This is a genomic window from Dactylosporangium sp. CA-139114 (assembly GCF_050955725.1).
Classification (GTDB): Bacteria; Actinomycetota; Actinomycetes; order Mycobacteriales; family Micromonosporaceae; genus Dactylosporangium.
In genome coordinates, this window is the sequence record NZ_CP192080.1 from 2,949,188 (window position 1) to 2,974,614 (window position 25,427).

Annotated in this window: 19 protein-coding genes and 1 pseudogene; 17 read left to right on the forward strand and 3 right to left on the reverse strand. The window is 73.8% G+C overall.

Going from position 1 to position 25,427, the window contains the following annotated elements:
* The first annotated feature begins 150 nt into the window (after window positions 1–150).
* The 8 genes from ACQP2P_RS13330 (at window position 151) to ACQP2P_RS13365 (ending at window position 10,706) form a co-directional block, all read left to right on the forward strand.
* The gene (locus ACQP2P_RS13330; protein WP_433619126.1) at window positions 151–1,350 is read left to right on the forward strand and encodes a Gfo/Idh/MocA family protein; all 1,200 of its coding nucleotides are present in this window, start codon (window positions 151–153) and stop codon (window positions 1,348–1,350) included.
* Entirely contained in the window at window positions 1,343–2,755 is a 1,413-nt protein-coding gene (gene uxaC / locus ACQP2P_RS13335) for a glucuronate isomerase (protein ID WP_433615985.1), read from the forward strand. The genes ACQP2P_RS13330 and uxaC overlap by 8 nt, the downstream gene beginning before the upstream one ends.
* Window positions 2,752–4,038, forward strand: coding sequence for an enolase C-terminal domain-like protein (locus tag ACQP2P_RS13340; protein WP_433615987.1), 1,287 nt, complete (start codon window positions 2,752–2,754; stop codon window positions 4,036–4,038). The genes uxaC and ACQP2P_RS13340 overlap by 4 nt, the downstream gene beginning before the upstream one ends.
* Complete coding sequence (locus tag ACQP2P_RS13345) at window positions 4,026–5,333, forward strand: mannitol dehydrogenase family protein (protein WP_433615989.1); 1,308 nt, start codon at window positions 4,026–4,028, stop codon at window positions 5,331–5,333. The genes ACQP2P_RS13340 and ACQP2P_RS13345 overlap by 13 nt, the downstream gene beginning before the upstream one ends.
* Window positions 5,330–6,331 (forward strand): Gfo/Idh/MocA family protein, encoded by a 1,002-nt coding sequence (locus ACQP2P_RS13350; RefSeq protein ID WP_433615990.1) that lies wholly within the window; start codon window positions 5,330–5,332, stop codon window positions 6,329–6,331. Before ACQP2P_RS13345 ends, ACQP2P_RS13350 begins: the two co-directional genes overlap by 4 nt.
* Window positions 6,328–6,684: a cupin domain-containing protein gene (locus ACQP2P_RS13355; protein WP_433615992.1), complete on the forward strand. Its 357-nt coding sequence runs from the start codon at window positions 6,328–6,330 to the stop codon at window positions 6,682–6,684. The genes ACQP2P_RS13350 and ACQP2P_RS13355 overlap by 4 nt, the downstream gene beginning before the upstream one ends.
* A 103-nt stretch (window positions 6,685–6,787) precedes the next feature.
* Entirely contained in the window at window positions 6,788–8,152 is a 1,365-nt protein-coding gene (locus ACQP2P_RS13360; RefSeq protein WP_433615994.1) for a pectate lyase, read from the forward strand.
* A 61-nt stretch (window positions 8,153–8,213) separates the two neighbouring features.
* On the forward strand, window positions 8,214–10,706 hold the full coding sequence (locus ACQP2P_RS13365) for an RNA repair domain-containing protein (RefSeq protein WP_433615996.1): 2,493 nt from the start codon (window positions 8,214–8,216) through the stop codon (window positions 10,704–10,706).
* A 28-nt stretch (window positions 10,707–10,734) separates the two neighbouring features.
* On the opposite strand, the pseudogene ACQP2P_RS13370 reads toward ACQP2P_RS13365, so the two are convergent.
* Window positions 10,735–11,351, reverse strand: a pseudogene (locus tag ACQP2P_RS13370) (IS30 family transposase); the annotation flags it as partial.
* Window positions 11,352–13,018: 1,667 nt separating this feature from the next.
* On the opposite strand from ACQP2P_RS13370, the gene ACQP2P_RS13375 reads away from it, so the two are divergent.
* The 6 genes from ACQP2P_RS13375 to ACQP2P_RS13400 all read left to right on the forward strand — a co-directional run bounded on the left by ACQP2P_RS13375 (window position 13,019) and on the right by ACQP2P_RS13400 (window position 19,225).
* Complete coding sequence (locus ACQP2P_RS13375; RefSeq protein ID WP_433615998.1) at window positions 13,019–13,498, forward strand: hypothetical protein; 480 nt, start codon at window positions 13,019–13,021, stop codon at window positions 13,496–13,498.
* A gap of 239 nt (window positions 13,499–13,737) precedes the next feature.
* Window positions 13,738–15,723: a polysaccharide deacetylase family protein gene (locus tag ACQP2P_RS13380; RefSeq protein ID WP_433616000.1), complete on the forward strand. Its 1,986-nt coding sequence runs from the start codon at window positions 13,738–13,740 to the stop codon at window positions 15,721–15,723.
* Window position 15,724: 1 nt separating this feature from the next.
* Window positions 15,725–16,933: a sensor histidine kinase gene (locus ACQP2P_RS13385; protein ID WP_433616001.1), complete on the forward strand. Its 1,209-nt coding sequence runs from the start codon at window positions 15,725–15,727 to the stop codon at window positions 16,931–16,933.
* Window positions 16,930–17,595 (forward strand): response regulator, encoded by a 666-nt coding sequence (locus ACQP2P_RS13390; protein ID WP_433616003.1) that lies wholly within the window; start codon window positions 16,930–16,932, stop codon window positions 17,593–17,595. The genes ACQP2P_RS13385 and ACQP2P_RS13390 overlap by 4 nt, the downstream gene beginning before the upstream one ends.
* Before the next feature lie 73 nt (window positions 17,596–17,668).
* Window positions 17,669–18,397 carry a class I SAM-dependent methyltransferase gene (locus tag ACQP2P_RS13395; RefSeq protein WP_433616005.1) on the forward strand — a complete coding sequence of 243 codons (729 nt, stop codon included), beginning with the start codon at window positions 17,669–17,671 and terminating at the stop codon, window positions 18,395–18,397.
* 36 nt (window positions 18,398–18,433) lie between these two features.
* Entirely contained in the window at window positions 18,434–19,225 is a 792-nt protein-coding gene (locus ACQP2P_RS13400; protein ID WP_433616007.1) for an alpha/beta hydrolase, read from the forward strand.
* Here ACQP2P_RS13400 and ACQP2P_RS13405 read toward each other — a convergent pair.
* Entirely contained in the window at window positions 19,213–20,616 is a 1,404-nt protein-coding gene (locus ACQP2P_RS13405; protein ID WP_433616009.1) for an extracellular solute-binding protein, read from the reverse strand. The genes ACQP2P_RS13400 and ACQP2P_RS13405 overlap by 13 nt on opposite strands.
* A 10-nt stretch (window positions 20,617–20,626) precedes the next feature.
* The gene (locus ACQP2P_RS13410) at window positions 20,627–22,609 is read right to left on the reverse strand and encodes a vWA domain-containing protein (protein WP_433616011.1); all 1,983 of its coding nucleotides are present in this window, start codon (window positions 22,607–22,609) and stop codon (window positions 20,627–20,629) included.
* Between the two features lie 49 nt (window positions 22,610–22,658).
* On the opposite strand from ACQP2P_RS13410, the gene ACQP2P_RS13415 reads away from it, so the two are divergent.
* The 3 genes from ACQP2P_RS13415 to ACQP2P_RS13425 are packed head-to-tail and all read left to right on the forward strand — an operon-like array spanning window position 22,659 to window position 25,422.
* Window positions 22,659–23,582: a carbohydrate kinase family protein gene (locus ACQP2P_RS13415; protein WP_433616013.1), complete on the forward strand. Its 924-nt coding sequence runs from the start codon at window positions 22,659–22,661 to the stop codon at window positions 23,580–23,582.
* A gap of 24 nt (window positions 23,583–23,606) precedes the next feature.
* Window positions 23,607–24,284, forward strand: coding sequence for a SanA/YdcF family protein (locus ACQP2P_RS13420; protein WP_433616015.1), 678 nt, complete (start codon window positions 23,607–23,609; stop codon window positions 24,282–24,284).
* Between the two features lie 28 nt (window positions 24,285–24,312).
* Window positions 24,313–25,422, forward strand: coding sequence for a nitronate monooxygenase (locus ACQP2P_RS13425; protein ID WP_433616017.1), 1,110 nt, complete (start codon window positions 24,313–24,315; stop codon window positions 25,420–25,422).
* The last annotated feature ends 5 nt before the right edge of the window (window positions 25,423–25,427 follow it).

Below are 25,427 nucleotides of genomic sequence, written 5' to 3' on the forward strand. Positions count from 1 at the left end.
TGTCAACGCCCCTCGATGCGATCACATCGGCGGTATTGACCGGGCGAGTGGCTCTTGCGCATAGTTTGCTGCAAACCTTTGCAGCCTTTCGTCTCAGGAGGCTCCTTGAAATCCCGCTACGCGATCGTCGGCACCGGGTCGCGCGCCGCCATGTTCGTCCGGGCGCTCACCGCCGAGCACCGCGACACCTGCGAGCTCGTCGCGCTGGCCGACCCGAACCCGGTCCGCATCGCCGTGCACAACGCCCGGCTTCCCGCGCCGGTCCCGGCCTACCGCGCGAGCGAGTTCACCGAGATGATCGAGCGCGAGCGCGTCGACGTGGTGATCGTGTGCACCGTGGACCGCTACCACGACGAGTACATCGTCGCGGCGCTCGAGGCCGGATGCGACGTGCTCACCGAGAAGCCGATGACCATCGACGCGCGGCGCTGCGCGCGGATCATGGACGCCGTGCGCCGCACCGGCCGCCGGGTCCGGGTCACCTTCAACTACCGCTACAACCCGCTGCACGAGGCGGTGAAGCGCATCCTCGCGGCGGGCGAGATCGGCGAGGTCGGGTCGGTGCACTTCGAGTGGCTGCTCGACGTGCGCCACGGCGCCGACTACTTCCGGCGCTGGCACCGCGACAAGGCCGACTCCGGCGGGCTGCTCGTGCACAAGGCCGGGCACCACTTCGACCTCGTCAACTGGTGGCTGGCCGACGATCCCGCCAGCGTCTACGCCGAGGGTCGCCTGTTCTTCTACGGCAGCGACGGAGCCGGCCACGGCGCCGGGACGTTCGCGATCGACATGAGCGATCCCGACCTCACGGCGCTCTACGGCGAGACGGCCGTGCGGGCCGACGGCTACCACCGCGACCAGGACGTCTTCGCGCCCGGCGTGACCATCGAGGACGATCTGGCCGTCGTGGCGCGGTACGCTCGCGGGGCGACCCTGACGTATCACCTGACGGCCTACGCGCCCTGGGAGGGGTACCGGATCGCCTTCAACGGCAGCCGCGGACGGCTCGAGCTCGACGTGACCGAGACCGACCACGTCTCGGTGGAGGCGGCCGGCTTGCTCAAGGGACACCGCGAGCCCGGCACGGTCGGTCTGCGCCTGCGGCCGTTCTTCGGCCCGCCCGTGGACGTCACCGTCGAGGGCCATCGCCGGGAGGGCCACGGCGGCGCCGACGTGCGCATGCTCGCGCAGCTGCTCGATCCGGGCGCGCCCCCCGATCCGCTGGGCCGCTGCGCCGACGCGGCCGACGGGGCCCGCGCCCTCCTCGTCGGGCTGGCCGCCAACGAGTCCGTCACCACCGGTCGGCCCGTCCGCACCGCCGAGCTCAAGGCTGGTATCGACCATGCATGAGGATCAACTGCTCCCCGCCGAGCCCGCAGTCCGCGCGATCGCGCGCGAGCTCTACCGGCACGCCAAGGACCTGCCCCTCATCAGCCCGCACGGCCACGTCGACCCGGCGATCCTCGCCGACGACAAGCCGTTCCCGGACCCGGCCCGGCTCATCGTGGTGCCGGACCACTACGTCACGCGGATGCTGGCCAGCCAGGGCATTCCCCCCGCTGATCTCGGGGTCCCGGCGCTGGACGGCACCCCGGTGGAGACCGACGGGCGCACGATCTGGCGGCGGCTGGCCGCCAACTGGCACCTGTTCCGGGGCACACCCTCGCGGCTGTGGACCGAGCGCGTGCTCGCCGAGGTCTTCGCGGTCACCTCGCCGCTCAACGCGCAGACCGCCGACGACGTGTACGACGCCGTCGCGCAACGCCTGACCGACCCGCAGTTCCGCCCCCGGGCGCTGTTCGAGCGCTTCAACCTCGAGCAGCTGGCCACCACCGAGTCCCCACTGTCGGACCTCGGCGCCCACGCCAAGCTCGCGGCCGACGGCTGGGGCGGCCCGGACGGGCGGGTCATCACCACGTTCCGCCCCGACGACCTGGTCGACCTCGACTGGCCCGGCTGGAGCGAGCGGGTCGAGCGGCTCGGCGCGGGCACCTTCGCGGAGTTCCTCGACCGCCTGCGCGAGCGCCGGCAGGCGTTCATCGCCGCCGGCGCGACCTCCAGCGACCACGGGCACCCGAGCGCCGCCACGCTCGCCCTGCCCCGCGACGAGGCCGCCGCGCTGTTCGACCGGGCGCTGCGCGACCGGGCCGAGGCCGGGGACGCCGAGCGGTTCCGGGCCCACATGCTGGTCGAGTTCGCCCGCATGTCGGTCGAGGACGGCCTGGTGATGCAGCTGCACCCGGGCGCCGTGCGCGACCACAACGCCGCCCTGCACGCCCGGCACGGCCGCGACGTCGGCGGCGACATCCCGAGCCCGACCGAGTACGTGCGCTCGCTTCGCCCGCTGCTGGACGAGCTGGGCAACGACCCGCGCTTCCGCATCGTGCTCTACACGCTGGACGAGACCGTCTTCACCCGCGAGCTCGCCCCGCTCGCCGGCGGCTACCCCGCCGTGTTCCTCGGCGCCCCGTGGTGGTTCCTGGACAGCCCCGAGGGCCTGCGCCGCTACCGCGAGGCCGTCACCGAGACCGCGGGCTTCTACAACACCGCCGGCTTCGTCGACGACACGCGCGCGTTCTGCTCCATCCCGGTGCGCCACGACGTCGCCCGGCGCGTCGACGCCGGCTTCCTCGCCCGGCTCGTCGCCGAGCACCGACTCCCGCTCGACGAGGCCGCCGAGACCATCGCCGACCTCGCCTACCACCTGCCCAAGCGCGTCTACCGGCGCACCGTCCGAAGTGGAGAGCCGGCGTGACCGGGATCATCGGCCTGACCGTGCACGACGTGCGGTTCCCGACCGCGGCCGCCGGGGACGGCTCCGACGCCATCAACCGCGGCGACTACTCGGCCACCTACGTCGTCGTCGAGACCGCCGAGGGCGCCCAGGGCTTCGGGCTGACCTTCACCAACGGCCGCGGCAACGAGATCACCTGCGCCGCGGCCGAGGCCCTGCGCCACCACGTCGTCGGGCACACCGTCGAGGAGCTGTGCACGGCCGCGGGCGCCCGCACCCTCACCGCCGACGTGCAGGTGCGCTGGCTCGGCCCCGAGAAGGGGGTCGTGGCCATGGCCGCCGGCGCGATCCTCAACGCCGTGTGGGACCTGCGCGCCCGCCTCGCGGACAAGCCGATGTGGCGGCTGCTGGCCGAGCTGCCCACCGCCGAGCTGGTCGCGGCCGTGGACTTCCGGCACATCGCCGACGCGCTCACCCCGGCCGAGGCCGCCGCCATCCTCGACGCCGGGCTCGAGGGCTACGCGGACCGGCTCGCCCATGCGCGCGAGCACGGCTACCCGTCCTACACCACCTCCGTCGGCTGGCTGGGCTACGACGACGAGAAGGTCCGCGCGCTCACCCGGGCCGCGGTCAAGGACGGCTGGACCGCGGTGAAGATGAAGGTCGGCGGGCCCATCGACGACGACGTGCGCCGGGCCGGCATCATCCGCGCCGAGATCGGGCCGGGCGCGCTGCTCATGATGGACGCCAACCAGGTCTGGGACGTCGAGGAGGCCATCGCGAACATGCAGCGGCTGGTCGCCTTCGACCCGTACTGGATCGAGGAGCCCACGCACGCCGACGACGTGCTCGGCCACGCGGCGATCCAGCGCGCCCTCGGCGAACGGTGCAAGGTCGCCACCGGCGAGGTCGCCGCGAACCGGGTCATCTTCAAGCAACTGCTGCAGGCCGGCGCGATCGGCATCATGCAGGTCGACGCGTGCCGGGTCGCCGGCGTCGGCGAGGTGCTCGCCGAGCTGCTGATGGCGGCCAAGTTCGGGGTCGCCGTGTGCCCGCACGCGGGCGGGGTGGGGCTGTGCGAGTACGTGCAACACCTGTCGTTCTTCGACTACCTGCGCGTGAGCCGGTCGATGCGGGGGCGGATGGTGGAGTACGTCGAGCACCTGCACGAGCACTTCACCGACCCGGTCCGGGTGGCCGGCGGCCGCTACCGGCTGCCCGAGCGGCCCGGCTACAGCGTGCGGATGCGGCCCGAGTCCGTCGAGCGGTTCGCGTTCCCGCAGGGGCCGGTATGGAGCGCCTGAGCCGGTCCACCGCGGGTGACGTGGCCCCGGCCCCGGCCACCGGCATCGTGCACCTCGGGCTGGGCGCGTTCCACCGGGCCCACCAGGCGGTCTTCACCGCCGACGCGATCGCCGAGGCCGGCGGGGACTGGGGCATCGCCGCGGTCGCGCCCCGCTCCCGGGCCGTGCTCGACCCGCTGCTGGAGCAGGACCTGCTGTACAGCGTGCTGACCCTGGACGGCGAGCGGGTCACGCCGCGCGTGCTCGGGGTCCACAGCCGGGCCCTGCACGCGGCGAGCGAGCCGGAGGCGGTCGAGCGCCTGCTGGCCGACCCGGCCGTGCGGATCGTCACGCTGACGGTGACCGAGAAGGCGTACCGGCCCGGCTCGGCCGTCCTCGACCTGCTGGTGCGGGGGCTGCGAGCCCGCGCGGGGGCGCCGATCGCGCTGGTGAGCTGCGACAACCTGCCCAGCAACGGCCGGCGGCTGCGCGAGCTCGTCGTGGCCGAGCTGGGGCCGTCCATCGTGGACTCGACCGGGTTCCCGAGCACCATGGTGGACCGCATCGTGCCGGCCAGCACCGATGCCACCTACGCCACCGCGCGGGACGTCCTGGGCCTGGAGGACCGGGCCACGGTGGGCGCGGAGCCGTTCAGCGCGTGGGTCCTCGAGGACGACTTCCCGGGCGGGCGGCCGGCGTGGGACCTGGCCGGCGCCGTCGTCACCGACGACGTGGGCCCGTGGGAGGGGCTGAAGCTGCGGGCCGTCCTCGGGGTGCACTCGGCGCTGGCGTACCTCGGGGCGCTGGCCGGCGCGCCCACGATCGACCGGTCGCTCGCGCTGCCGGGGATGCGCGACGTCGTGGAGCGGCTCATCGCGACCGACATCGCGCCGACGCTGTGCCCGCCGGAGGGGGTGACGGTCGAGCGGTTCGGGCAGAGCGCCCTCGCGCGCTTCGCCAACTCCGCCCTGCGCCATCGCACCCTGCAGGTCGCGATGGACGGCTCGCAGAAGCTCCCGCAGCGGCTCCTCGGCACCATCGCGGACCGGCGGGCGGCGGGGAGCATGCCGCTCTACGCCACCCTCGTCCTCGCCGCCTGGATGCGCTTCGTGCGCGGCTCGGCCGACGACGGCACCCCGCTGCCGCTGGACGACCCCCTCGCGGACCGGCTGCGGTCCGCCCCGGACCTGCTGGCGCTCGACGCCGTCTTCCCGCCCGGCTTCGCCGACGACACCGAGCTGCGCACGCAGCTGGCCGAGTGGACCGGCGCCCTGGAGCGCCACGGCGTGCTCGGCACCCTGCAGGGGCTGCGGTGAGCACGACCGTCGCGCTGATCGGCGCCGCCGGGCACGGGGCCTGGCACCTGCGGGCCATCGACGCCCTGGGGGAGCGGGTCCGGCTCGTCGCCACCTGCGACGTGCGGCCGGGCTACGACTACACCGACCACCGGCGGATGCTGGACGAGCGCAAGCCGGAGGTCGTGGTCGTGTGCACCCCGCCGCACACGCACCTGCCGATCGCCCTCGACGTCCTCGGCGCCGGGGCCGACCTGCTGCTGGAGAAGCCGCCGGTGCTGTGCCTGGCCGACCACCGGCGGCTCGCCGAGGCCTCGCGCGGCCGGGTGCTGCAGATCGGCTTCCAGGCGCTGGGCTCGCCGACGCTGCCCCTGCTGGCCGACCGGGTCGGCGAGGCGACGTCGGCCTCGGTCGCCGGGGCCTGGTGGCGGCCCGACAGCTACTGGGCGCGCAGCTCGTGGGCGGGGCGGCGCGGGCGGGACGGGGCCCTCGTGAACCCGTTCGCGCACGCCCTCATGCAGGCGCTGGCCATCACCGCGATCCGTCCACCGTGGACGCTCAGCCTGGATCGGTACCGCACCAGGCCGGCCGTCGAGGTGGAGGACACGGCCACGCTGCGCCTCACCGCACCCGACGGCCGCGCGGTGTTCGTGGCCGTCACCCTCTGCTCCGCCGAGTTCGTGCCCGGCGACATCACCGTCGTCGGGCGTGACGGCACCGCCGAGGTCGGCTACGCCCAGGACCGCCTCGACGGGGAGGTCGTGCCCGGCCGGATCGGGCTGCTGGAGAACCTGCTCGACCACCGCGACCACGACGCGCCGCTGCTGGTGCCGCTGGAGCGGACCGAACCGTTCACGGCCCTCGCGGAGGCGATCCTGGCCGCCGGCGAGCCCGTCCTGCTCGACCCCGCCCGCCTCGCTCGGCGCGAGGACGGCGTGGAGATCCCGGGCGCGGCGGCGATCATCCGCCGCGCCGCCGCCGAACGCGCCCACTTCCGTGAGATCGGAGTCCTGCCGTGAGGAAACTTTCACTCGCCGACCTGCCCGACGGCGGTACGCCGGCCACCCTCGCCGCCATCGGGCGGGGCTGGGGCCCGGTCCAGCGCGGCGGGATCAGCCGCTACGACGACCCCGGGCACCGCACTCACCCCGAGTCCGACGTGCACGTCCACGACGTCCCGGAGATCTTCACCATCGTGCAGGGCGCGGGCGTGCTGGAGCTCAACGGCTCCGCCGGCACCCGGTTCACGGCCGGCGACATCCTCATCATCGAGCCGGGGGAGAACCACCACCTGGTCAGCGACGGCGACGTGCCCCTCGTCTTCACCTGGATGCACCTCTCACCGGTTGACGCGGAATCGACGGCGGTCTAGGTTACGGGCGAGGAAAGCGTTTTCCTCAGCCCAACGCATGCGGCCGACCCGCCCAGTCCCGCCGCACACCCCCATGCGTCACGTCTGCCTCGACGGAGGAAGCATGGACACCCGCCCCAGGCGGCGCCGCTGGCCCATCGTGGCCGCCGGCGTCGCCGCGTTCACCGCCTCGGCCGCGATCTTCTCGCAGATCGCGTTCGCGGCCACGCTGTTCAGCGACAACTTCGAGGACGGCGACCTCGGTGGCTGGTCGAAGTCCGGCGGCACCTGGGCCGTCGTCTCCGACGGCTCCAAGGCGCTGCACCAGAGCAACTCGGGCAGCGAGAACGCCCGGGAGTTCGCCGGTGACACCGGCTGGACGAACTACACCGTCAGCGCCCGGGTCAAGCCGGCCTCGCTCGCGAGCAACGGCTTCGCCGGGCTGCTGGCGCGGGCCACGAGCTCCACGACCTTCTACCGGCTCGCGCTCGTGCCGGGCAGCGTGCAGCTGCAGGCGGTCAGCAGTGGCTCGGTCACCGTGCTCGGGCAGCTCTCGCGCACGGTGAGCACCGGCACCTGGTACACCCTGTCGCTCACCGTCTCCGGCAGCACCGTCTCCGGCTCGGTCGACGGGACCCCGGTCGGTTCCGGCTCGAGCTCGGTCGCCTCCAGCGGCCGCATCGGCGTGCAGACCGCGTATGCGGCGGCCTCGTTCGACGACGTGACGGTCAGTGACGCAGCCGGCCCGGCCCCGACCACCACCTCTCCTCCTGTGACGCCGACTCCGACGTCCGGTGGTGGCGGCGGCAGCACCCCGACCGGCTCGTGGCCGAGCAGCACCGGCTCGGTCTCGGTCAGCGGCACGATCAAGGTGAGCGGCTCGCTCGACGGCGGCATGCAGCGCTACTGCTGCATCGGCGACGGCAGCCAGAGCGAGTCCCAGGACCCGATGTTCGAGCTCGCCGACGGCGCCACCCTCAAGAACGTCATCATCGGCTCCCCGGCCGGCGACGGCGTGCACTGCCTCGGCCGCTGCACCATCCAGAACGTCTGGTGGGAGGACGTCGGCGAGGACGCCGCGACCTTCCTGGGCACCACCGGCGGCGACTCCTACGTCATCGGCGGCGGCGCCAGGTCCGCCAGCGACAAGGTGTTCCAGCACAACGGCAACGGCACCGTGCACATCAGCGGCTTCTACGCCAGCGACATCGGCAAGCTCTACCGCGGCTGCGGCAACTGCACGAACCACTACGAGCGCCACGTGACCGTGGACAACGTGCTGCTGAACAAGGCGAAGTACGTGGTGGGCATCAACACCAACTGGGGCGACACCGCCACGCTGACCCGGGTCGTGGTGCAGAGCTCGTCCGGCATCCACATCTGCGCCGAGTACACGGGCGTGGCCAAGGGCAGCGAGCCGAAGTATCTCGGTGACGGGATGGGCGACGGCCACTGCAACTTCAAGTCCTCGGACATCACCTACAAGTAGCGGCGGCGCACCCGCGGGAAATCGCTCGCCCCGGCCTCATGCCGCGACCTAGGCTCGCGGCATGAGGCCGGTGCAGGACGTCGTCTCCCGGATTCGGTACGACGCCGCCCTCGACGCGGCCCGCTTCTCCGTCGGCTACGAGGAGCGCGGGGCCGGGATCCGCGAGACGCCGCTGCTCGCGTTCGTCGGCGGCGGGGACGTGCCGTGGCACCGGGTGCAGTGGGTCAAGGCCGGCGCCGTCACCGTGTGGGACCGCCGGTCCCGCGTCGACCTCGTGTTCGGCTCCGGCACCGCCCCGGCCACCGACCTCGCCGCGCTCACCGCGACCCAGGCGCCCGTCGCCGTGCGGGCCCCGAAACGCGCGATCTCGGCGTTCGACGCCGCGGCCTGCCTGCGCTTCGATCCCGCCGCCGGGCAGTGGGCTCCGGCCGGCCCGGCCGCGCCCGTGCACGCCGACGCGGTGCAGGTGGCCACGTTCAATGTGCTCTCGGACGCGTACGACCGCGAGATGACCTATCCCGAGCGGCGCGTCCCCGCCTGCGTGGACCTGCTCGAGGGTCTCGGCGCCGACGTCGTCGCGCTGCACGAGGTCACCCACGACCTGTGGGCGGCGCTGCTCGCGGCGCCGTGGGCGCGCGAGCGCTACTGCGTCTCGGCCGGCCCCGACGCCGAGATCGGCTACGGCACCACGCTCATCGCCCGCTGGCCGCTGACCCTGGAGGTGCACCGGCTCTCGGCGTACAAGCGGCTGGTCCTCGGCCACACCGTGCTCAACGGCCGCCGCACCGGCTTCGTGGCCGCGCACCTCACGAGCGACCACACCGAGGGTGCCGAGCAGCGGCGCGAGCACCAGCTGCGGGTCATCGCCGAGCGCCTCGGCCGCGGCGACCTCGACGCCGCGGTGGTGCTCACCGACCTCAACGCCGGCGACGAGGCCGCCCCGGCGGTCCCCGGCTACGTCGACGCCTGGCGCGCCGTCCATCCGCACGACGCCGGCTTCACCTTCGACCCCGCCGTGAACCCCCTCGCGGCCCTGGCCTCCCGCACCGGCCGCGCCGCGCGCCTGGACCGCATCCTCGTGCGGGGCCCGCTCACACCGGTCGTGGCCGAGCGCTTCGGCGACCGCCCGTTCGCCGGCGACCGGTACGTCTCCGACCACTTCGGCGTCACCGCACTGCTGCAACCGGCCCAGCGGACCATCGACTCGCCCGGCGTGCACACCTCGGCCCTCGTGGTGCGCCCGCCCGAGCACGTGTGGCCGCAGATCCAGGCGGTGCGTTCGCGGCACGACCCGTCGTACGGCCGCTGGATGCCCCACATCAACCTCGTCTACGGCTTCGTGCCCCAGGCCGACTTCGAGGCCGCCGCGGCGGTGGTCGCCGAGGTGGTGGCGGGCACCGGCCCGATCCGCGTGCGCCTGTCCGAGGTCCGCCGCTTCGACCACCGCGGCTCGACGACCGTCTGGGTCGCCCCGTCGCCCTTGGACGCCCTGCGCCGCCTGCAGAGCGCCCTCGCCGCCCGCTTCCCCGGATGCGCGTCCCGGGATTTCGTTGCGCACCTGACCATCGCCAAGCTGACGGGCGCCTCGATCGAGCCGGTGTACGCCGCCCTGCGCCGCGACTGGCAGCCCCTGGAGTTCACGATCAACGCGGTGGACCTGATCAGCCGCGGCGCCGACACCCCGTTCACGGTCCGGCACAGCGTGCCGCTGTCCACCGGCCACGACGCCGCCCTGTCCATCGTCACGGACGCGTGCGCCGCGGTGCGCCCCGGCTCACGCGTCCACGTGATCGGCTCCGTCCGCCTCGGCATCGCCACCGCCGCCACCGACCTGGACCTGGTGTGGGCGTCTCCTTCGGGTGGCTCCGCCCTGGCCGAGCTGGCCGAGTCGCTGCCCGGCGCCCGCCTGGCCGGCGCGATCGTCCCCGTGGTCCGCGCGACGGTGGCCGGGGTGAGCGTCGACGTGCAGCACGTCACGACCGCCGACGTACACCGCCTCCCGCTCGACGGTTCCCTCGACGAGCCCGGCCGGAGGGCGGCGCTCGCCGTGCACGACGCCGACGCGCTGCTGGAGGGCCTCGACCCGGCCGCGTTCCGGGCCCTGCTGACCCGCGTGCGCCGCTGGTCCCGCGAACGCGAGCTGGACGGCGCCGCGTGGGGCCTGGTGGGCGGCTTCACCTGGGCGGTGCTCGTCGCCGAGGCCATGCGGCACAACGCGCTCGACCTCGACGCGTTCCTGCGCCACTGTTCCGGCCATCCGCGCCGGCCACGCCCGGGGGACCGGCACGCCTACTGGCCCGTGTACTCGCCGACGCCCCCGGGCGTGAACACCACCCGCACCATGACCCGCTCGACCGCGGCGCTCGTGCAGGCGGCGCTTGCGGGGGGCCTACCGGAGCCTTGGCGGCACGAGCGGCTCGTGACACTGCCCGCCGACGAGGACCTGGAGGGGCGCGTGCTCGGGATGATCCTGGAGCTCGAGTCCGGAGGCGCTGTGGTCCGGCCCTATCCGCGGCGGCGGCAGCTCGGCATCGACGGCGGCCCGGTCGCGTGAGGGCCGGCGCGATATGTCGGGCGCTGCCGCGTTCGGCTGGGGTGTCCCAGTCGAGGGGTTTGGCGGCGACGGCGGTGAGGTCGGTGCCTTTGGGGAAGTACTGGCGCTGCAGGCCGTTGGTGTTGTCGTTGGAGCCGCGTTGCCAGTGGCTGTGGGGTCGCAGCAGTAGACGGGTATGTGCGCGGCGACGCTGCATTCGTGGTGCGGGGCCGTTTCGGCGCTGCGGCCGCGGGTGGCGCGTTCGGCGGGGGTGCCGATCGCGGACTGGCCGTCTTTGCCGATGATGAGGTCGCCTTCCCGGTGGCCGGGGATCGCGCGGTCGTCGGCTTCGGCGGGCCGATCGCTGATCATGAGCATCGGTGCGGTGCACCGCGACACGCGCCTGCTGGTGGTGCGGGGGCGGCGCACGGCCTGGCCCGTGCGCGGCGCGGTGGCCAGTTCCCGGCGCAGCGCGCCGCGGTCCTGGACATAGAACGCCTGGTAGATCGTCTCGTGGGACACGCGGAACTCGTGTCGGTCGGGGAAGTCGCGGCGTAGCCGGGCGCTGATCTGCGCCGGGCTGTGCCGCGAGGCCAGCAGGTCCTGGACCGCATCGCGCAGGACCGGGTTCCCGGCCGGCTTCCGCAGCTTCGGGCGGGCCCGGCGCTGGTGGGGCGAAAAGGCCGATTCGGCGATCGGTCGGCCGCTGTTGTGCGCGGTGTGCTCGCGGCAGTTGGGGCCGGTCGGCGGCGTCGGGCCGGTTTCTGTCGCTGGTTGGCCGGTGATGATCGTGGATCGGCGGAGGACCGGGTTTTCGCGGGCGGCGACCGCGGCTTAGCCGGGCCGGTCGCGGCGCGCGATCAGCCGGGGGATCCGCGGCAGCTCGCCGACGCCCACAACGGTGACGCGGGCACCGGGATCCGGCCGTTGGTGGTCGGTCGCCGCGCGGTCGCGCGCTGGGAGTCGTAGGTTTCGCGTCGCGGCGGTCGCTCGTCCGTGCCGGTTCGCGATCGGCATCCGCAGGCGCGGCGCCGGATCGGTTCGAGATGCCCTGCGCGGGTTTTGTGTTGCGGTGGTCGCTTGTCGGTGCCGGTTCGTGATTGGCGCCTGCGGGCGCGGCGTCGGATCGGTTCGAGACGTCCTGCGCGGGTTTTGTGTTGCGGTGGTCGCTTGTCGGTGCCGGTTCGTGATTGGCGCCTGCGGGCGCGGCGTCGGATCGGTTCGAGACGTCCTGCGCGGGTTTTGTGTTGCGGTGGTCGCTTGTCGGTGCCGGTTCGTGATTGGCGCCTGCGGGCGCGGCGTCGGATCGGTTCGAGACGTCCTGCGCGGGTTTTGTGTTGCGGTGGTCGTTTGTCGGTGCCGGTTCGTGATTGGCGCCTGCGGGCGCGGCGTCGGATCGGTTCGAGACGTCCTGCGCGGGTTTTGTGTTGCGGTGGTCGCTTGTCGGTGCCGGTTCGTGATTGGCGCCTGCGGGCGCGGCGTCGGATCGGTTCGAGATGCCCTGCGCGGGTTTTGTGTTGCGGTGGTCGCTTGTCGGTGCCGGTTCGTGATTGGCGCCTGCGGGCGCGGCGTCGGATCGGTTCGAGATGCCCTGCGCGGGTTTTGTGTTGCGGTGGTCACTTGTCGGTGCCGGTTCGTGATTGGCGCCCGCAGTCGCAGCGCCGGATCGGTCCGAGACGCCCTCTGCAGATTTCGGGACGGGCCGGGCGTGATGTCCCGTGGTGGGCCGGTGCGATGGTTCGGACGGTCTGGTGGGTGTCGTATCGGTTTGGGGGCCGGCATTCTCGGTGCAGCCCGAAGTGGCGGTATCCGCGGGACTGTGGATTCGCCGTAGCTTTTCGGCGTGCCGTCTCGCCAGGCCAAAGTCGCGCCGCCGCTGTTGTTCCCGGCGGAACTCGTCCTTTCCCGGCCACCAATTCCGCGCTTTCGTCCGATCCCGCATGGCGGCCAATTCGCGCGGGCTGAAAAGCTGCATCTGCCCCACATCAAAATTGTCCCAGAAAGCGCCCCGAGTCACCATTCCCGACCAGTGGCCACGCACATGGTGAACACATTTCCCGGGCTGCGAACGGGCTCCTCGCCCGCCTCGAGCGGGACCACCTCGTGCGCCCGCTGCCCGAGCGTGACGGGCAGCGACCGCACGAGATCACCGAGCACGGCCGCGCCGAGGTGCGGGCCTGGTTCGTCCCGCCGGTGCAGGCCAAGGACCGGCCGCGCGACGAGCTCGCGATCACCACGCCCGGCGTGGACGTGCAGGCGCAGCGGACGGCGACGATGCGGCGACGCGGGGGTACACGCGTCTCGAATGCCCCGGCGATCTGCCGTGGCGGCTGGTGCTGGGCGCCATGGTGTTCCAGGCCGAGGCCGAGCTGCGCCGGCTCGACCACTGCGAGTCGAGCCTCGTGCGCGAGGTGCGCACCCCGGCCGGTCGTCGAGGGTGTGGACGCGGCCGTCCACGCGCCGCGTTCGCGCAGCGGCCGGTCCACCTCGGGCACGGGTACGACGGCCGGATCGCGAGACCCCGCAACTCCGGCGCGACCCTGACCCTGACCCTGCTAACGCCCGGCGCGGCCGGCACCGCCCCGGGGCGGTCCGCGGTGGACTGCCGCGCCGGCCTCATCGCCGCACGAGCGCGACCCGGTGACCGTCCGGCCCGCCGATGCCGTTCACGTGGCCCCCGGCCGGGCCCGGCCATCGCCCTCGTGGTCGTGCCGCTGATCGCGACGGCCGCGGGCGGCCCGCTGACCCGCTCGCGGCCGCCGGTGGGGCGGCGGCTCCAGCTCACCCTTCCCGAGGCCGGTCACCCTGTGTGACCGGTTCGGGGAACGGGCAGGTCACCCCGTTCGAGTGACCGGCAGTTTCACCTCCGGCGCGTCGGAGTTAATCCGAACGTGCACGAATCTGCGGGCTAATCTGCGACGGGGTCCAGGTCAGGGCCTTCTCTCAGCGAACTGTCGTGACGGCGTCCTCACGTTGCGTTGACGCGATGTGGGGATGATTGGTCTGATACCCCGTCCGAAGTTGCTCTCAGTGACGAATGGGGTACCGACACGTGCGGCTGTACAGACTACTCATCGGCACGGTTCTCGCGGCCGTCGTCTCCGCGCTGCTGCCGAGCGTCACGGCATTTGCGGTCGGCGCCAACCTCATCGGCAACCCGTCGGCCGAGACCGCCTCCGGCTCCGGGCCGGCGAGCTGGACCTTCGACAAGTGGGGCACCAACCAGGCCACCTCGGCCTGGAAGGACGGCGGCAAGGACGGCCAGAAGAGCCTCGCCGTCACCATGACCTCGCGCACGTCCGGCGACGCGAAGTGGATGTCGGCGCCCGTCACCGTCAAGCCGGGCACCAAGTACGTCGTGTCGGACTGGTACATCGGCAGCGTCCTGACCACCCTCGAGGTCGTCTACACCAACGCCGCCGGCAAGCAGACGTTCGTGTGGCTCGCCGACGCGCCCGTCTCCGCCGCGTGGAAGCAGCTCTCGGTCGAGTTCACGACGCCCGCCGACGCGGTGAAGGCGTCGGTGTACCACGTGCTGGACAAGAAGGGCAGCCTCCAGACCGACCTGTACTTCCTCGCCGAGTCCGGCGCCACCGACCCGACGCCGCCCCCGGCCTCGGTCAAGCTGACCGCGCCCGCCGACGGTGCCACCGTCTCCGGCACCCAGCAGGTCGCGGCGACCGCCAGCACCGACGTGGTCGGCGTGAAGTTCTCCGTCGACGGCACCGACCTCGGCGCCGAGGACACCACGGCCCCGTTCACCGCGAGCTGGGACACGAAGAAGGCCGCCAACGGCGTGCACACGGTCACCGCCACCGCCCGCACGGCCTCCAGCGCCACCGCGGCGACGTCCAAGGTGACCGTCACCGTCAACAACACGACGACCACGCCGCCGCCGACCTCCCCGGGCAACCTCATCGCCAACCCGGGCGTCGAGACCGCCAACGGCGGCGCGCCCTCGGGCTGGAGCAGCTCCACGTGGGGCACGAACACGACGACGTTCAGCTACCTCACCACCGGGCACACCGGCAGCCGCAGCGTGAAGACGCAGATCACGAAGTACACCAGCGGCGACTCCAAGTGGAGCCCGGCCGCGGTCGGCGTCACGCCCGGCAAGACCTACCAGTACTCCAACTGGTACCAGTCCAATGTGGACAGCGAGATCGACGTCGAGGTCACCATGGCCGACGGCTCGGAGCAGTACGCGTACCTCGCCGCCGCCCCGGCCTCCTCGGCGTGGGCGAAGGTCAGCGCGCAGTACACCGTCCCCGCCGGCGCCACCAAGATCACCGTGTTCCAGGTGATCGCGAAGGTCGGCTGGGTCACCGCGGACGACTTCAGCCTCGCGGAGTACACCCCGGCGCAGCTCGACCGGGCGCTCGTCAGCCTCACGTTCGACGACGGCTGGAAGTCGCAGTACACCGCCGGCGTGCCGCTGCTGGACAAGTACCACATGCCGGCCACGTACTACCTGCTCACGAGCACCATCGACTACCCGGACTACATGACCAAGGCGCAGATGGGCGACCTGGCCAACCACGGGATCGAGATCGCCTCGCACACCGTGACCCACCCGCACCTGCCGACGCTCACGGCCGCGCAGGTGGACGCCGAGCTCAAGAACAGCCAGGCGGACCTGCGCTCGTGGTACGGCACCGGCGTGGCCAAGAACTTCGCGACCCCGTACGGCGAGTACAACGCCACGGTGCTCAGCACGGCCAAGCGGTACTACCGCTCGCACCGCTCCACCGACGAGGGGTACAACACCAAGGACAGCACCGACGTCTACAACATCAAGGTGCAGAACATCCTCGACACCACGACCCCGGCCCAGGTCGGCCAGTGGGTCGACCAGGCCATCCGGGACAAGTCCTGGCTGGTCCTGGTGTACCACGAGGTGAGCGCGACCGCCGAGGACCCGACCTACGCCGTCACGCCCGCCAACCTCGACAAGGAGCTGCTGCTGATCCAGCAGAAGGCGATCACGGTGAAGACGGTCGACCAGGCCCTCGACGAGGTGGTGCCGCAGCTGGCATAGCATGACGATCGTGGGGTGGATCGCGCGTGGCCTGTGGGGGCTCATCGCCGCCCGGGATCCCGCGGTCCACCCCAAGACCCGGCTCGGCCGGGCCCTGCCGCTGATCGGCGTCGTCGCCGGGCTGCTCGCGGGCCTGCTGGCCTACGAGTACTACCTGGGCAACGTCCCCCGCGAGCGCAACGCCCCCTGGGGCCAGATCATCCTGTGCTCGGCGCTCATCGGCGCCCCGATCGCGCTGGTCGCCACCCGACCGCTGCTGGCCTGGCGCATCGCGTTCGTCTCGGCGATCTACACGAGCATGAACCTGCACATCGACCAGGGCACCCCATGGCCCTTCCAGCCCGTGCAGATCCTGAGCTTCCCGCTCATCCTCACCGTCGTCGCGATCCGGCACCCCCGCAACATCGTCATCTGGGTCGGCGTCAGCGCCTGGCTGCTCGTGCTCGGCTACGTCGGGCCCGGCAACGTCGCCGGGCTGACGCTGCTCCTGCTCGCCCTGCTCGTCGTCGGCGACCAGATCCGCCGCCGCCGCGAGGTCCAGCGCGAGCTGGCCGCCGAGGCCGAGCGCACCGAGCTCGCCCAGACGCGCTCGACCGTCGCCGAGGAGCGCAACCGCATCGCCCGCGAGATGCACGACATCGTCGCGCACCACATGTCGCTCATCGCGGTGCGGGCCGAGACCGCGGTCTACCGCATCGAGGGCATGCCCCCGGCCGTGGCCGAGGAGCTGCGGGCCATCGCCGGCACCTCGCGCGAGGCCCTCACCGAGATGCGCCGCCTGCTCGGCGTGCTGCGCGACGACTCCGTCCCGCTCACCGAGCCCCAGCCGACCCTGGACGAGCTCGGCGGCCTGGTCCGGGAGGCCCGCGCGGCCGGGGTCCAGGTCGAGTACTCGCCCGCCCCCGGCATCGAGGTCCCGCCCGGCGTCGGGCTGGCCGCCTACCGCATCGTGCAGGAGGCGCTGTCCAACGCGCGCCGTCACGCGCCCGGCGCCCCCGTCGCCATCGTCATCTTCCGCGACAAGGCCGAGCTGCGGGTCTTCGTCCGCAACGAGCCCACCGGCGCCCCGCCGGCCCCGGAGGGCAAGGGCGGCCACGGGCTGATCGGCATGCAGGAACGCGCCGCCGCCATCGGCGGGACCCTGCGCGCCGGCCCGGCCGCCGACGGCGGCTACGAGGTCGTCGCCACGCTGCCCCTGGGAGACGCATGATCAAGATCCTCATCGTCGACGACCAGGCGATGGTCCGCCAGGGCTTCGCCGCGCTGCTGGCCGCCCAGCCCGACTTCACCGTCGTCGGCGACGCCCCCGACGGCGAGCAGGGCGTGACCCTGGCCCGCGAGCGGGCGCCCGACGTGGTGCTCATGGACATCCGCATGCCGGTCCTCGACGGCCTGCAGGCCACCCGCCGCATCCTCGGCGCCGGCCCCGGCCTGCACCGGCCCCGGGTGCTCATGCTCACCACGTTCGACCTCGACGACTACGTGTTCGAGGCGCTGCGCGCCGGCGCGTCCGGCTTCCTGCTCAAGGACGCCCCCGCCGCCGAGCTCGTCAACGCGGTGCGGGTCGTCGCGGCCGGCGACGGCCTGCTCGCGCCCTCGGTGACCCGCAAGCTCATCGAGGAGTTCGCGGCCCGGCCCAGGGCCGTCAACCACACCCCGGCCAGGCTGCGCGAGCTCACCCCGCGCGAGGTCGAGGTGCTGCGGCTGATCGCCCGCGGCCGGTCCAACGCCGAGATCGCCGAGACCCTCGTCGTCGCCGAGCAGACCGTGAAGACCCACGTGAGCCGCGTGCTGCAGAAGCTCGACCTGCGCGACCGGGCCCAGGCGGTCGTCTTCGCCTACGAGTCCGGCGTGGTCACGGCGGGGGAGTAGTACCCCGGTAGCCCCCGCGCATGGCTCCGCGGAGTGACGACCGGGCCGGCCTCGCGCCCCTACCTTGCGCGGCATGTACTGCGTCGAGACCATCATCGCCTGGTACCGCGAGCACGCCGACGCCCTGCGCGCCGCCCGCGAGGAGCAGCGCGAAATGCTCGCCCAGGGCTGCATGCGCCCGAAGCTGGACGACATCGAGGCCGAGATCAGCTACCTCACCGTCCGGGCGCTGCGCCCGCACACCGTGGTCGAGATCGGCTCGCACCACGGCTGGTCGACCTCCTGGCTGCTGCGCGCCCTGCGCGACAACGGCGGCGGCGTGCTGCACACCTACGACCTGGCCGACCACGCCCGCCGCAGCCTGCCCGAGGAGCTGACCCGCACCCGCTGGCGGTTCGTGCACGGCGACGTCCGCGCCGCCGAGCTGCCCGGCGATCCCGGCTTCGTGTTCGTCGACGCCCGGCACACCGCACGGTTCGCCCGCTGGTACACCGCCGGGATCTTCGAGCGTCTCAAGCCCGGCGTCGCCGTGGCCGTGCACGACGTCTACCACGGCCGCCGGCCGTGGCCGAACAGCGAGGGTGCCGTGCTGCTGCGCTGGCTGCGGGAGCGGGGGATCGGGCACCTCACCGCGTCCCGGCACGGCGACCCCGACCTGCACGACCACCTCGCCGGCGTGAAGCGGCGCCTGCGGCTCGCGGCGCCCGTGCACAAGGGCACCCACGACCCGATGGCGTTCTTCAGTACCCCGGAGGTTTCGGCAGTACTCCGGAGGGAGTCGCACGACCGCTCCGCGGTATGACGATCCGGGGTACACCTGATTCCTAGCTTCGCCGGCATGAGAACGCTGCTGCTGCTCCCCGTCGTCGCCGCCGCCCTCACCGTCTTCGGCCCCACCCACGCCCCCGCCACCCCGGCGCCGCTGCCGATGTCGAGCGTCCGGCTCGCCGACGGGCGCGCCCTGCAGATCGTGGGCGAGCTGCGCACGGCCCGCACCGTCGTCGTCCTCGTCCCCGGCGTGGACACGAACGCGGCGAACTTCGACCGCGGGCTCGGCGGCGTCCAGCGCCGGGCCCCCGCCTGGCAGGCCCGGCAGCTCCTCGGCGCGATCACGGCCCGCGGCGAGGACCGGGCCGCCGTCGTGGCCTGGCTCGGCTACCACCCGCCGCACGGCGTCGGCCTCGACGCGGCCCGCGAGGACCTGGCCTCGGCCGGCGCCGCGGCGCTGCGCGAGTTCGTGACCCGGCTGCCGGGGGAGCGCATCGTCGTCGTCGGGCACAGCTACGGCTCGACCGTCGCCGGGCTGGCCGCGCACGGGCTCGACCACCGGGTCACCGACATCGTCGCGCTGGGCAGCCCCGGCCTCGGCGTCACCCGGGCCGCGGACCTGCACACCGCCGCGCACGTGTGGGCCGGGACCGCCGCGAACGACTGGACCCGCCGCGTCCCGGGCGTGCGGATCGCCGGGGCCGGGCACGGCGCGCACCCCTACGAGGCCGGCTTCGGCGCCACCGCGATCCCGGTCGGCGGCGTGGACGGGCACGACGGCTACTTCGTGCCCGGCACCGAGAGCCTGTGGGCGATCGCCGGGCTCGTCGCCGGCAGCGACGCCGGCGCTCAGCGCTTGTAGCCCTTCAGCGCCGCCTCCAGCCTCGGCTTCGCGTCGGCGGGGAGCCGGCCGCCGTCGGCGAGCGCCTCGCGGACGATCGCCCGGAACGTCTCCGAGAACTGCGCGTAGTGCGGGGTCACCGGGCGGGTGCGGGCCGAGCGGATCGCCTCGAGCAGCGTCGGGGCGTACCGGTAGCGCCGCACCACCTGCGCGTCGCGGTACACGATCTCGCGGGTGGCCGCGAACCCGCCCCGCTCGAACAGGATCTGCTGGCTGCGCTCGCTGGTGAGGAACTCGATGAGCTGCCGGGCCGCGTTCGGGCGGCGGCTGTGGGCCGAGACCGCGAGGTTCTGCCCGCCCAGCGCGCTCGGCCCGGGCAGCCGGGTCACCCCGAACGCCAGCGCCGGGCGGGTGTCGGGCGCCGGCGGGGCCGTCGGGGCCGCCCCCGGCGACGAGGACGGGCCGGGCGCGGCGGCCAGGTTCGCGGGCGGGTCCAAGGTCCGGTGCGCGACCGGCCAGTTGCGCATGAACAGCACCTTGCCCTCGGCGAAGGCCTGGGTCGCGGCCTGCTCGTCGAAGGTCGCCGACTCGGGCAGGATCACCTGCGGCAAGGACCGGCTCAGCCCGGACGCGAGCCGGGTCAGCCCGTCCTGCGCCTCCTTGGAGTCGATGACGACGGTGCCGTCGCCGTCCACCACGTCGCCGCCCGCGCCCCAGATCGCCTCCAGCGCGTTGACCGTCAGCCCCTCGTAGTCGGCGAGCTGGCCGGCGTAGCCGGCGCCCGGGCGCGAGCCGTCGCCGGACAGCGCGCCGAAGCCGGTGAGCACCGACTGGGCCGTGGCGACCAGCTGGGGCCAGCTCGTCGGCGGGGTGCCCACGTAGTCGTCGCGGTAGTACAGCAGCCCGGCGTCGGTGTTGAACGGCAGCGCCCACAGCTTGCCGTCGTAGCGGCAGGTCGCCAGCGGGGCCGGCAGGAAGCCGGTCGTGTCCGCGCCGAGCTCGCGGATGTACCCCTGCGAGGCGAACTCCGCCGTCCAGGTCACGTCGAGGTTGTAGATGTCGGCGTCGCCCCGGCCGCCGCCCTGCGCCCGGGCGACCATCTCGCTGCGCTGGGCGTCGGCGACCGCGGCGAGCTCCTCGATGCGGGCCGGGTTGCGCGGGTGCAGCGCGTTCCACTGGTCGACGAGGGCCTGGCGCTGGTTGCCGTACCCGTCGTCGCGCCCGCTGAGGATGACGAGCTCCCCGTCCTCGGCCGCCCCGTCGTCGCCGAACCACGGCACCACGAACGCGTTCACGAGCAGCGTGGCCACGACCCCGGCGACGACGCCGAGCGCGACGAGCTCGGCCCGGGGCCGCCGCTTCGGCCACGTGAGCCACCCCGGCCTCCCGAAGGGCTTCCGCGTCGTGTCCACTGTGGATCCTTCAGCCGCCATCGGCAGACTCGCCTCCCCAGAGCAGGCCGAACAGGTCACGCAGGACGTCGCCGATCGAGCCGGTCGAGGCGTCGTAGCAGGCGCCGCCGGAGTGTGCGGTGATGTCGCGCAGCCCGAACGCGCCGCAGCTCGCCTCGCCGATCGCGATCACGAACACGCGCACGCCCTTGCCGCGCACGACGGCGTCCACGCTCGCCGGGTCCAGGCCGCCGGTGTCGTTGCCGTCGGTCAGCACCACCAGGCCCGCGATCTGCTCGCCGAGGCCCTTCGCCGCGGTGTCCACGCCGTCCTCGATCGTCTGCAGCAGCGGGGTGCCGCCCGCCGCCCGGACCTGGGCGAGGCCGTCGACGGCGGCCTTCGCGCGCGGTACGCCCGCGACCGCCACGTCGGCCCGGCCCAGCGGCACGATGTCGCGCACGCCGGTGCCGCGCCCGTCGGCCGGGAACACCCGCAGCCCGAACTCGTCGCGGCCGCTCATCAGCTCCAGGGCGCGCCCGACGCCGGCCGAGGCCACCTGCAGGCGCGTCCGGCGGCCGTCGGCCAGGGTCTGCATCGAGCCCGAGACGTCCAGGGCGAGCAGGATGCGGCCGGGGCGCCGGGCCTGGGAGTACCGTTGCCGCGTCGTCCGGACGGTGTCGGGGGACGGCGGGCGGCGCTCGAAGACGACCCCGGCGTGCGCGCCGAAGCGGTCCGTGAGCGGATCGGCGACGTCGAACAGGGGCGGCGGCCGCAGCGCCGCGCGGACCAGGGCCCGCTTGCCCTCGTCGCGGCCCAGCCAGCCGTCGAGATCCTTGACCGCGGCCGTGGCCGCGGCCGCGGTGGTGTCCCAGCCGAGGCGCACGAGCGGGTGATCGGCGCCGAGCGTGTCGGCGGGGTAGAAGGCCACGAGGGTCTGCTCGGCGGCGGGCGGCCCCTCGCCGAGGCCGCAGCCGAGGCCCTGGTTGAACCGGACCAGCGCCTGCTCGGTGGTGAGCACCGCGGCCTTGTGCGGGTCGCCGGCGCGCTTGCGGCACAGCAGCTCGGTGCTGTCGCCGAGCGGGAAGCCGCCCGCGTCCAGGGAGCGCTCGATGCGCTGCTCGATCGCGCGGGCGGCCGGGGCGTCCGCGCGCGTCCGGTCGTACAGCACGGTCGTGGCCAGCGCCCCCGCGCCCGAGACGCCCGGGTCGGGCCGCAGCACGTCCCAGTCGCGCCGCTCGACCTCGCCCCACAACTGCTTCCAGGTCAGCTCCTCGCGCCGCTGGGCGAGGTCGTCGGGCAGCGCGGCCGCGGGCACACCGAGCACCACGGGGGAGGCGGCGATGACCCGCTCCCCGGCGATCGGCACCGGCACCGCGAAGCGCGCGGCCGCGTCCCGGGCCGCGTCGACGTCGGCGGTGGAGTCGGGCAGCCACACGTCGGGCCGCGGGCCGATCTGCCGCAGCGCGTCGTTGGTCCAGCCGCTGCCGACGGCGTCGCGGGCGTCGTCGGGGCGGGCCGCGTACACGTACAGCTCGGCGGTCGGGCACCCGTGGTTCGCCGCGGCCGTGGCCGACTCGTAGGCGTCGGCGAGCCCGCGCACGGCATCCAGCTGCTCCGGCGAGGTCAGCACCCGCACCGCGGCGGGCCGCTCGCACCCGCGCCACCAGCGCTTCGCGAAGTCGAGCGTGGGCGGCACGACGTACCCGGCCGCCAGCGCGGTGAGGCACAGCCCGCCGACGAAGGCGAGCACCCGGGGCCGCAGCAGCGTGCGCGCCTTCTGCAGGACGTCGCCGGACCAGTGCAGCAGCGACTCGAACAGGCCCGCGGCGAACAGGCCGCCGAGGCCGCCGATGATCGAGCCGCCGATGAGCATCGCCCAGCGCGCGAACGACGCCGGCTGCCCCGTCGACAGCTGCTGCAACGCGATGCCCGCGCCGGTGAACAGCGCGACGAGGATCGACACCAGCGGCCGCGCCGACTCCCGGCCATTCCCGTCGTCCCCCGCGCCGGCCATGTCTCTATCATGCCCCTCGATGTCCAATTCCGCCGTCTATGCTGCCCCGATGGTGGACTTCGACGTACTGGTGCTCGGGGGAGCCGGGATCGACACGATCGTCCGCGTGCCCGAGCTCGCCCTCCCAGCCGGCGACAACCTGCCGGTGCCGCCGATCCGCGACTACGTCGCCCATTCGGGCAACGGCGTCGCGCTCGGGTTCCACGCGCTGGGGCTGCGCACCCGCTTCGCCGATCTGCTCGGCGAGGACGAGCAGGGCGCCCTCATCCGGGCCCGCTACAGCGCCGTGGGACTCGACTTCGTGTCGGCCCCGGCGCCGAACGGCACCCCGCGCAGCGTGAACCTCGTCGACGCGGCCGGCCGCCGGTTCTCCTTCTTCGACGGGCGTCACCCGGACGGGTACCTCTTCCCGGAGGACTTCTACCTGCCCCTCGTCGAGCGCGCCGCGCACGTGCACGTGGCCACCCAGCGCACGCCCGCCGTCTGGGCCGCCGCCCGGGAGCTCGGCATCTCGACCTCGACGGACGTCCACGCCTGGGACGGCGAGGCGGACTGGGCGTGGCCGATGGCCAGCGAGGCGGACCTGGTGTTCCTCTCTTCGGCGGCGGTACCCGACCGCATCGACGACGTCATGCGCCGCATCCTCGCCGAGGGCCGGGCCTCGGTCGTGGTCGCCACCGAGGGCGAGGCGGGCTCCCGGGTGCTCGCCGAGTGCTCGGGGCCGTCCGTCCTGCGCTTCCCGGTGGCCCGCCCGGAGCGCCCGGTCGTCGACTCCAACGGCGCCGGCGACGCCTACAGCACCGCCTTCATGAGCCGCTGGCTGCGGGGCCGGCCCCTGCCGGAGTGCGCCCTGGCCGGCGCGGTCTCGGGCGCCTTCGCGTGCGGCGCCCCCGGCACGCACGAGGAGTGCATCACCGAGGCCGAGCTGGCCGCCGCGATGCAGCGGGCGGGCGCCCACTTCATCCCGGCTTGACGTCGCAGGAGAGAGGATCTGCCGATGCGCGTGAGGTGGCGGGCCTGGCTTGACCGGGCGGTGCGGCTGGGGGTCGCGGCGGCGATCGTCGGCGGCCTCATCACGGCCGAGAGCAGCATGTGGCTGCGGCTGCAGGCGCAGGGGCACGTCTTCGACGTCGCCTCGGTGCCGCCGGCGCCCGTGGTCATGGTGCTGGGGGCACAGGTGTACGACGACGGGTCCCCGTCGCCGTTCCTGCAGGCGCGGCTGGAGCTGGCGCGGCAGCTGTACGCGGCCGGCAAGGTCCAGGCGATCCTGGTCTCCGGCGACCACATGGACTGGGGCTACGACGAGCCGGGCAGCATGTGGCTGTGGCTCAACGCCCGCGGCGTGCCCGCGGGGCGGATCATCGAGGATCACGCGGGCTTCGACACGTACGACTCCTGCAGCCGGGCCCGGCGCGTCTTCGGCGTCGACAAGATGATCATCGTCACGCAGGCCTTCCACCTGGAGCGCGCGATCGCCCTGTGCCGCCACGTGGGCCTCGACGCCTCGGGCGTGGGTGACACGACGATGCGGCGGTTCCGGCTGCCGTGGGCGCAGGCGTCGGTGCGCGAGTACGGCGCGGCGGACAAGGCCGCGTGGGACGTGCTGTCCGGCCGCGACCCGGTCTTCCTGGGCCGGCGCGAGACCTCGGTCCAGGACGCGCTGAACCAGGGCTGATCGCGCGCCGGTGGGGGATGATCGGTGCATGACGTCGCTGCTCGGTGTGTCCCTGCCCGTGCTGGCCGCTCCCATGGCCGGCGGCCCGACGACCCCGGATCTGGTGACGGCGGCCGCCCGCGCCGGCTCCCTGGGCTTCCTGGCCGCGGGCTACCGCACGGCGGCCGACCTGGCCGCCCAGCTGGACCGGGTGGAGGGCCGGTTCGGCGTGAACGTCTTCGCCCCGAACCCGGTTCCGGTGGACCCGGCGGAGTTCCGGGCATACGCCAGGCGCCTGCAGCCGGAGGCGGACGCGTACGGCCTGAACCTGACCGACGCACCGATCGTCGAGCACGACGACGACTGGCCGGCCAAGATCGACCTGCTGCTGGCCCGCCCGGTGCCCGTGGTCTCCTGCACGTTCGCGCTGCCTGACGCCGCGACGGTGGCCGCCCTGCGCCGGGCCGGCACCGTGGTCCTGCAGACCGTGACGTCCACAATGGAGGCTCGCGCCGCGGCCGAGCTGGGCGTCGACGGCCTGATCGTGCAGTCCTCGGCCGCCGGGGCGCACTCGGGCACCTTCACGCCGGCGGTGCTCCCGCGGGACGTACCGCTGCCGGACCTGGTCCGCGCGGTGCTCGGCGTGGTCGGCCTGCCGGTGATCGCGGCGGGCGGCGTGGGCACGGCCGACGACGTGACGGCGGCGCTGGAGGCGGGCGCGCAGGCCGTGATGGTGGGCACCGCGCTGCTACGCACGGACGAGAGCGGCGCCTCGGCCGTGCACAAGGCGGCCCTGGCCGAGGCGGCGGAGCGCGCCGGCCGGGCCGCGGCGGGCGAGGAGCCCGCCCTGGCCCCCACGGCCGAGGCGGACGACGGCGGGCTCGTCGGGGCCGGCATGTGGTCCACTGTGGACACGGTGCTCACGCGGGCGTTCAGCGGGCGGCCGGCGAGGGCGTTGCGCAACGGGTTCGTCGAGCGGCACCATGCGTCGGCGCCGTCGGGCTATCCCGCGGTCCACTACCTCACCGCGCCGCTGCGGCGGGCGGCCGCGCAGGCCGGCGACGCCGAGCGGGTCAACCTCTGGGCCGGGACGGGCTTCCGGTTCGCCGAGGGCGGCTCGGCCGGCGCCGCGCTCGAGCGACTGGTCGCGAAGGCCTAGGAGGC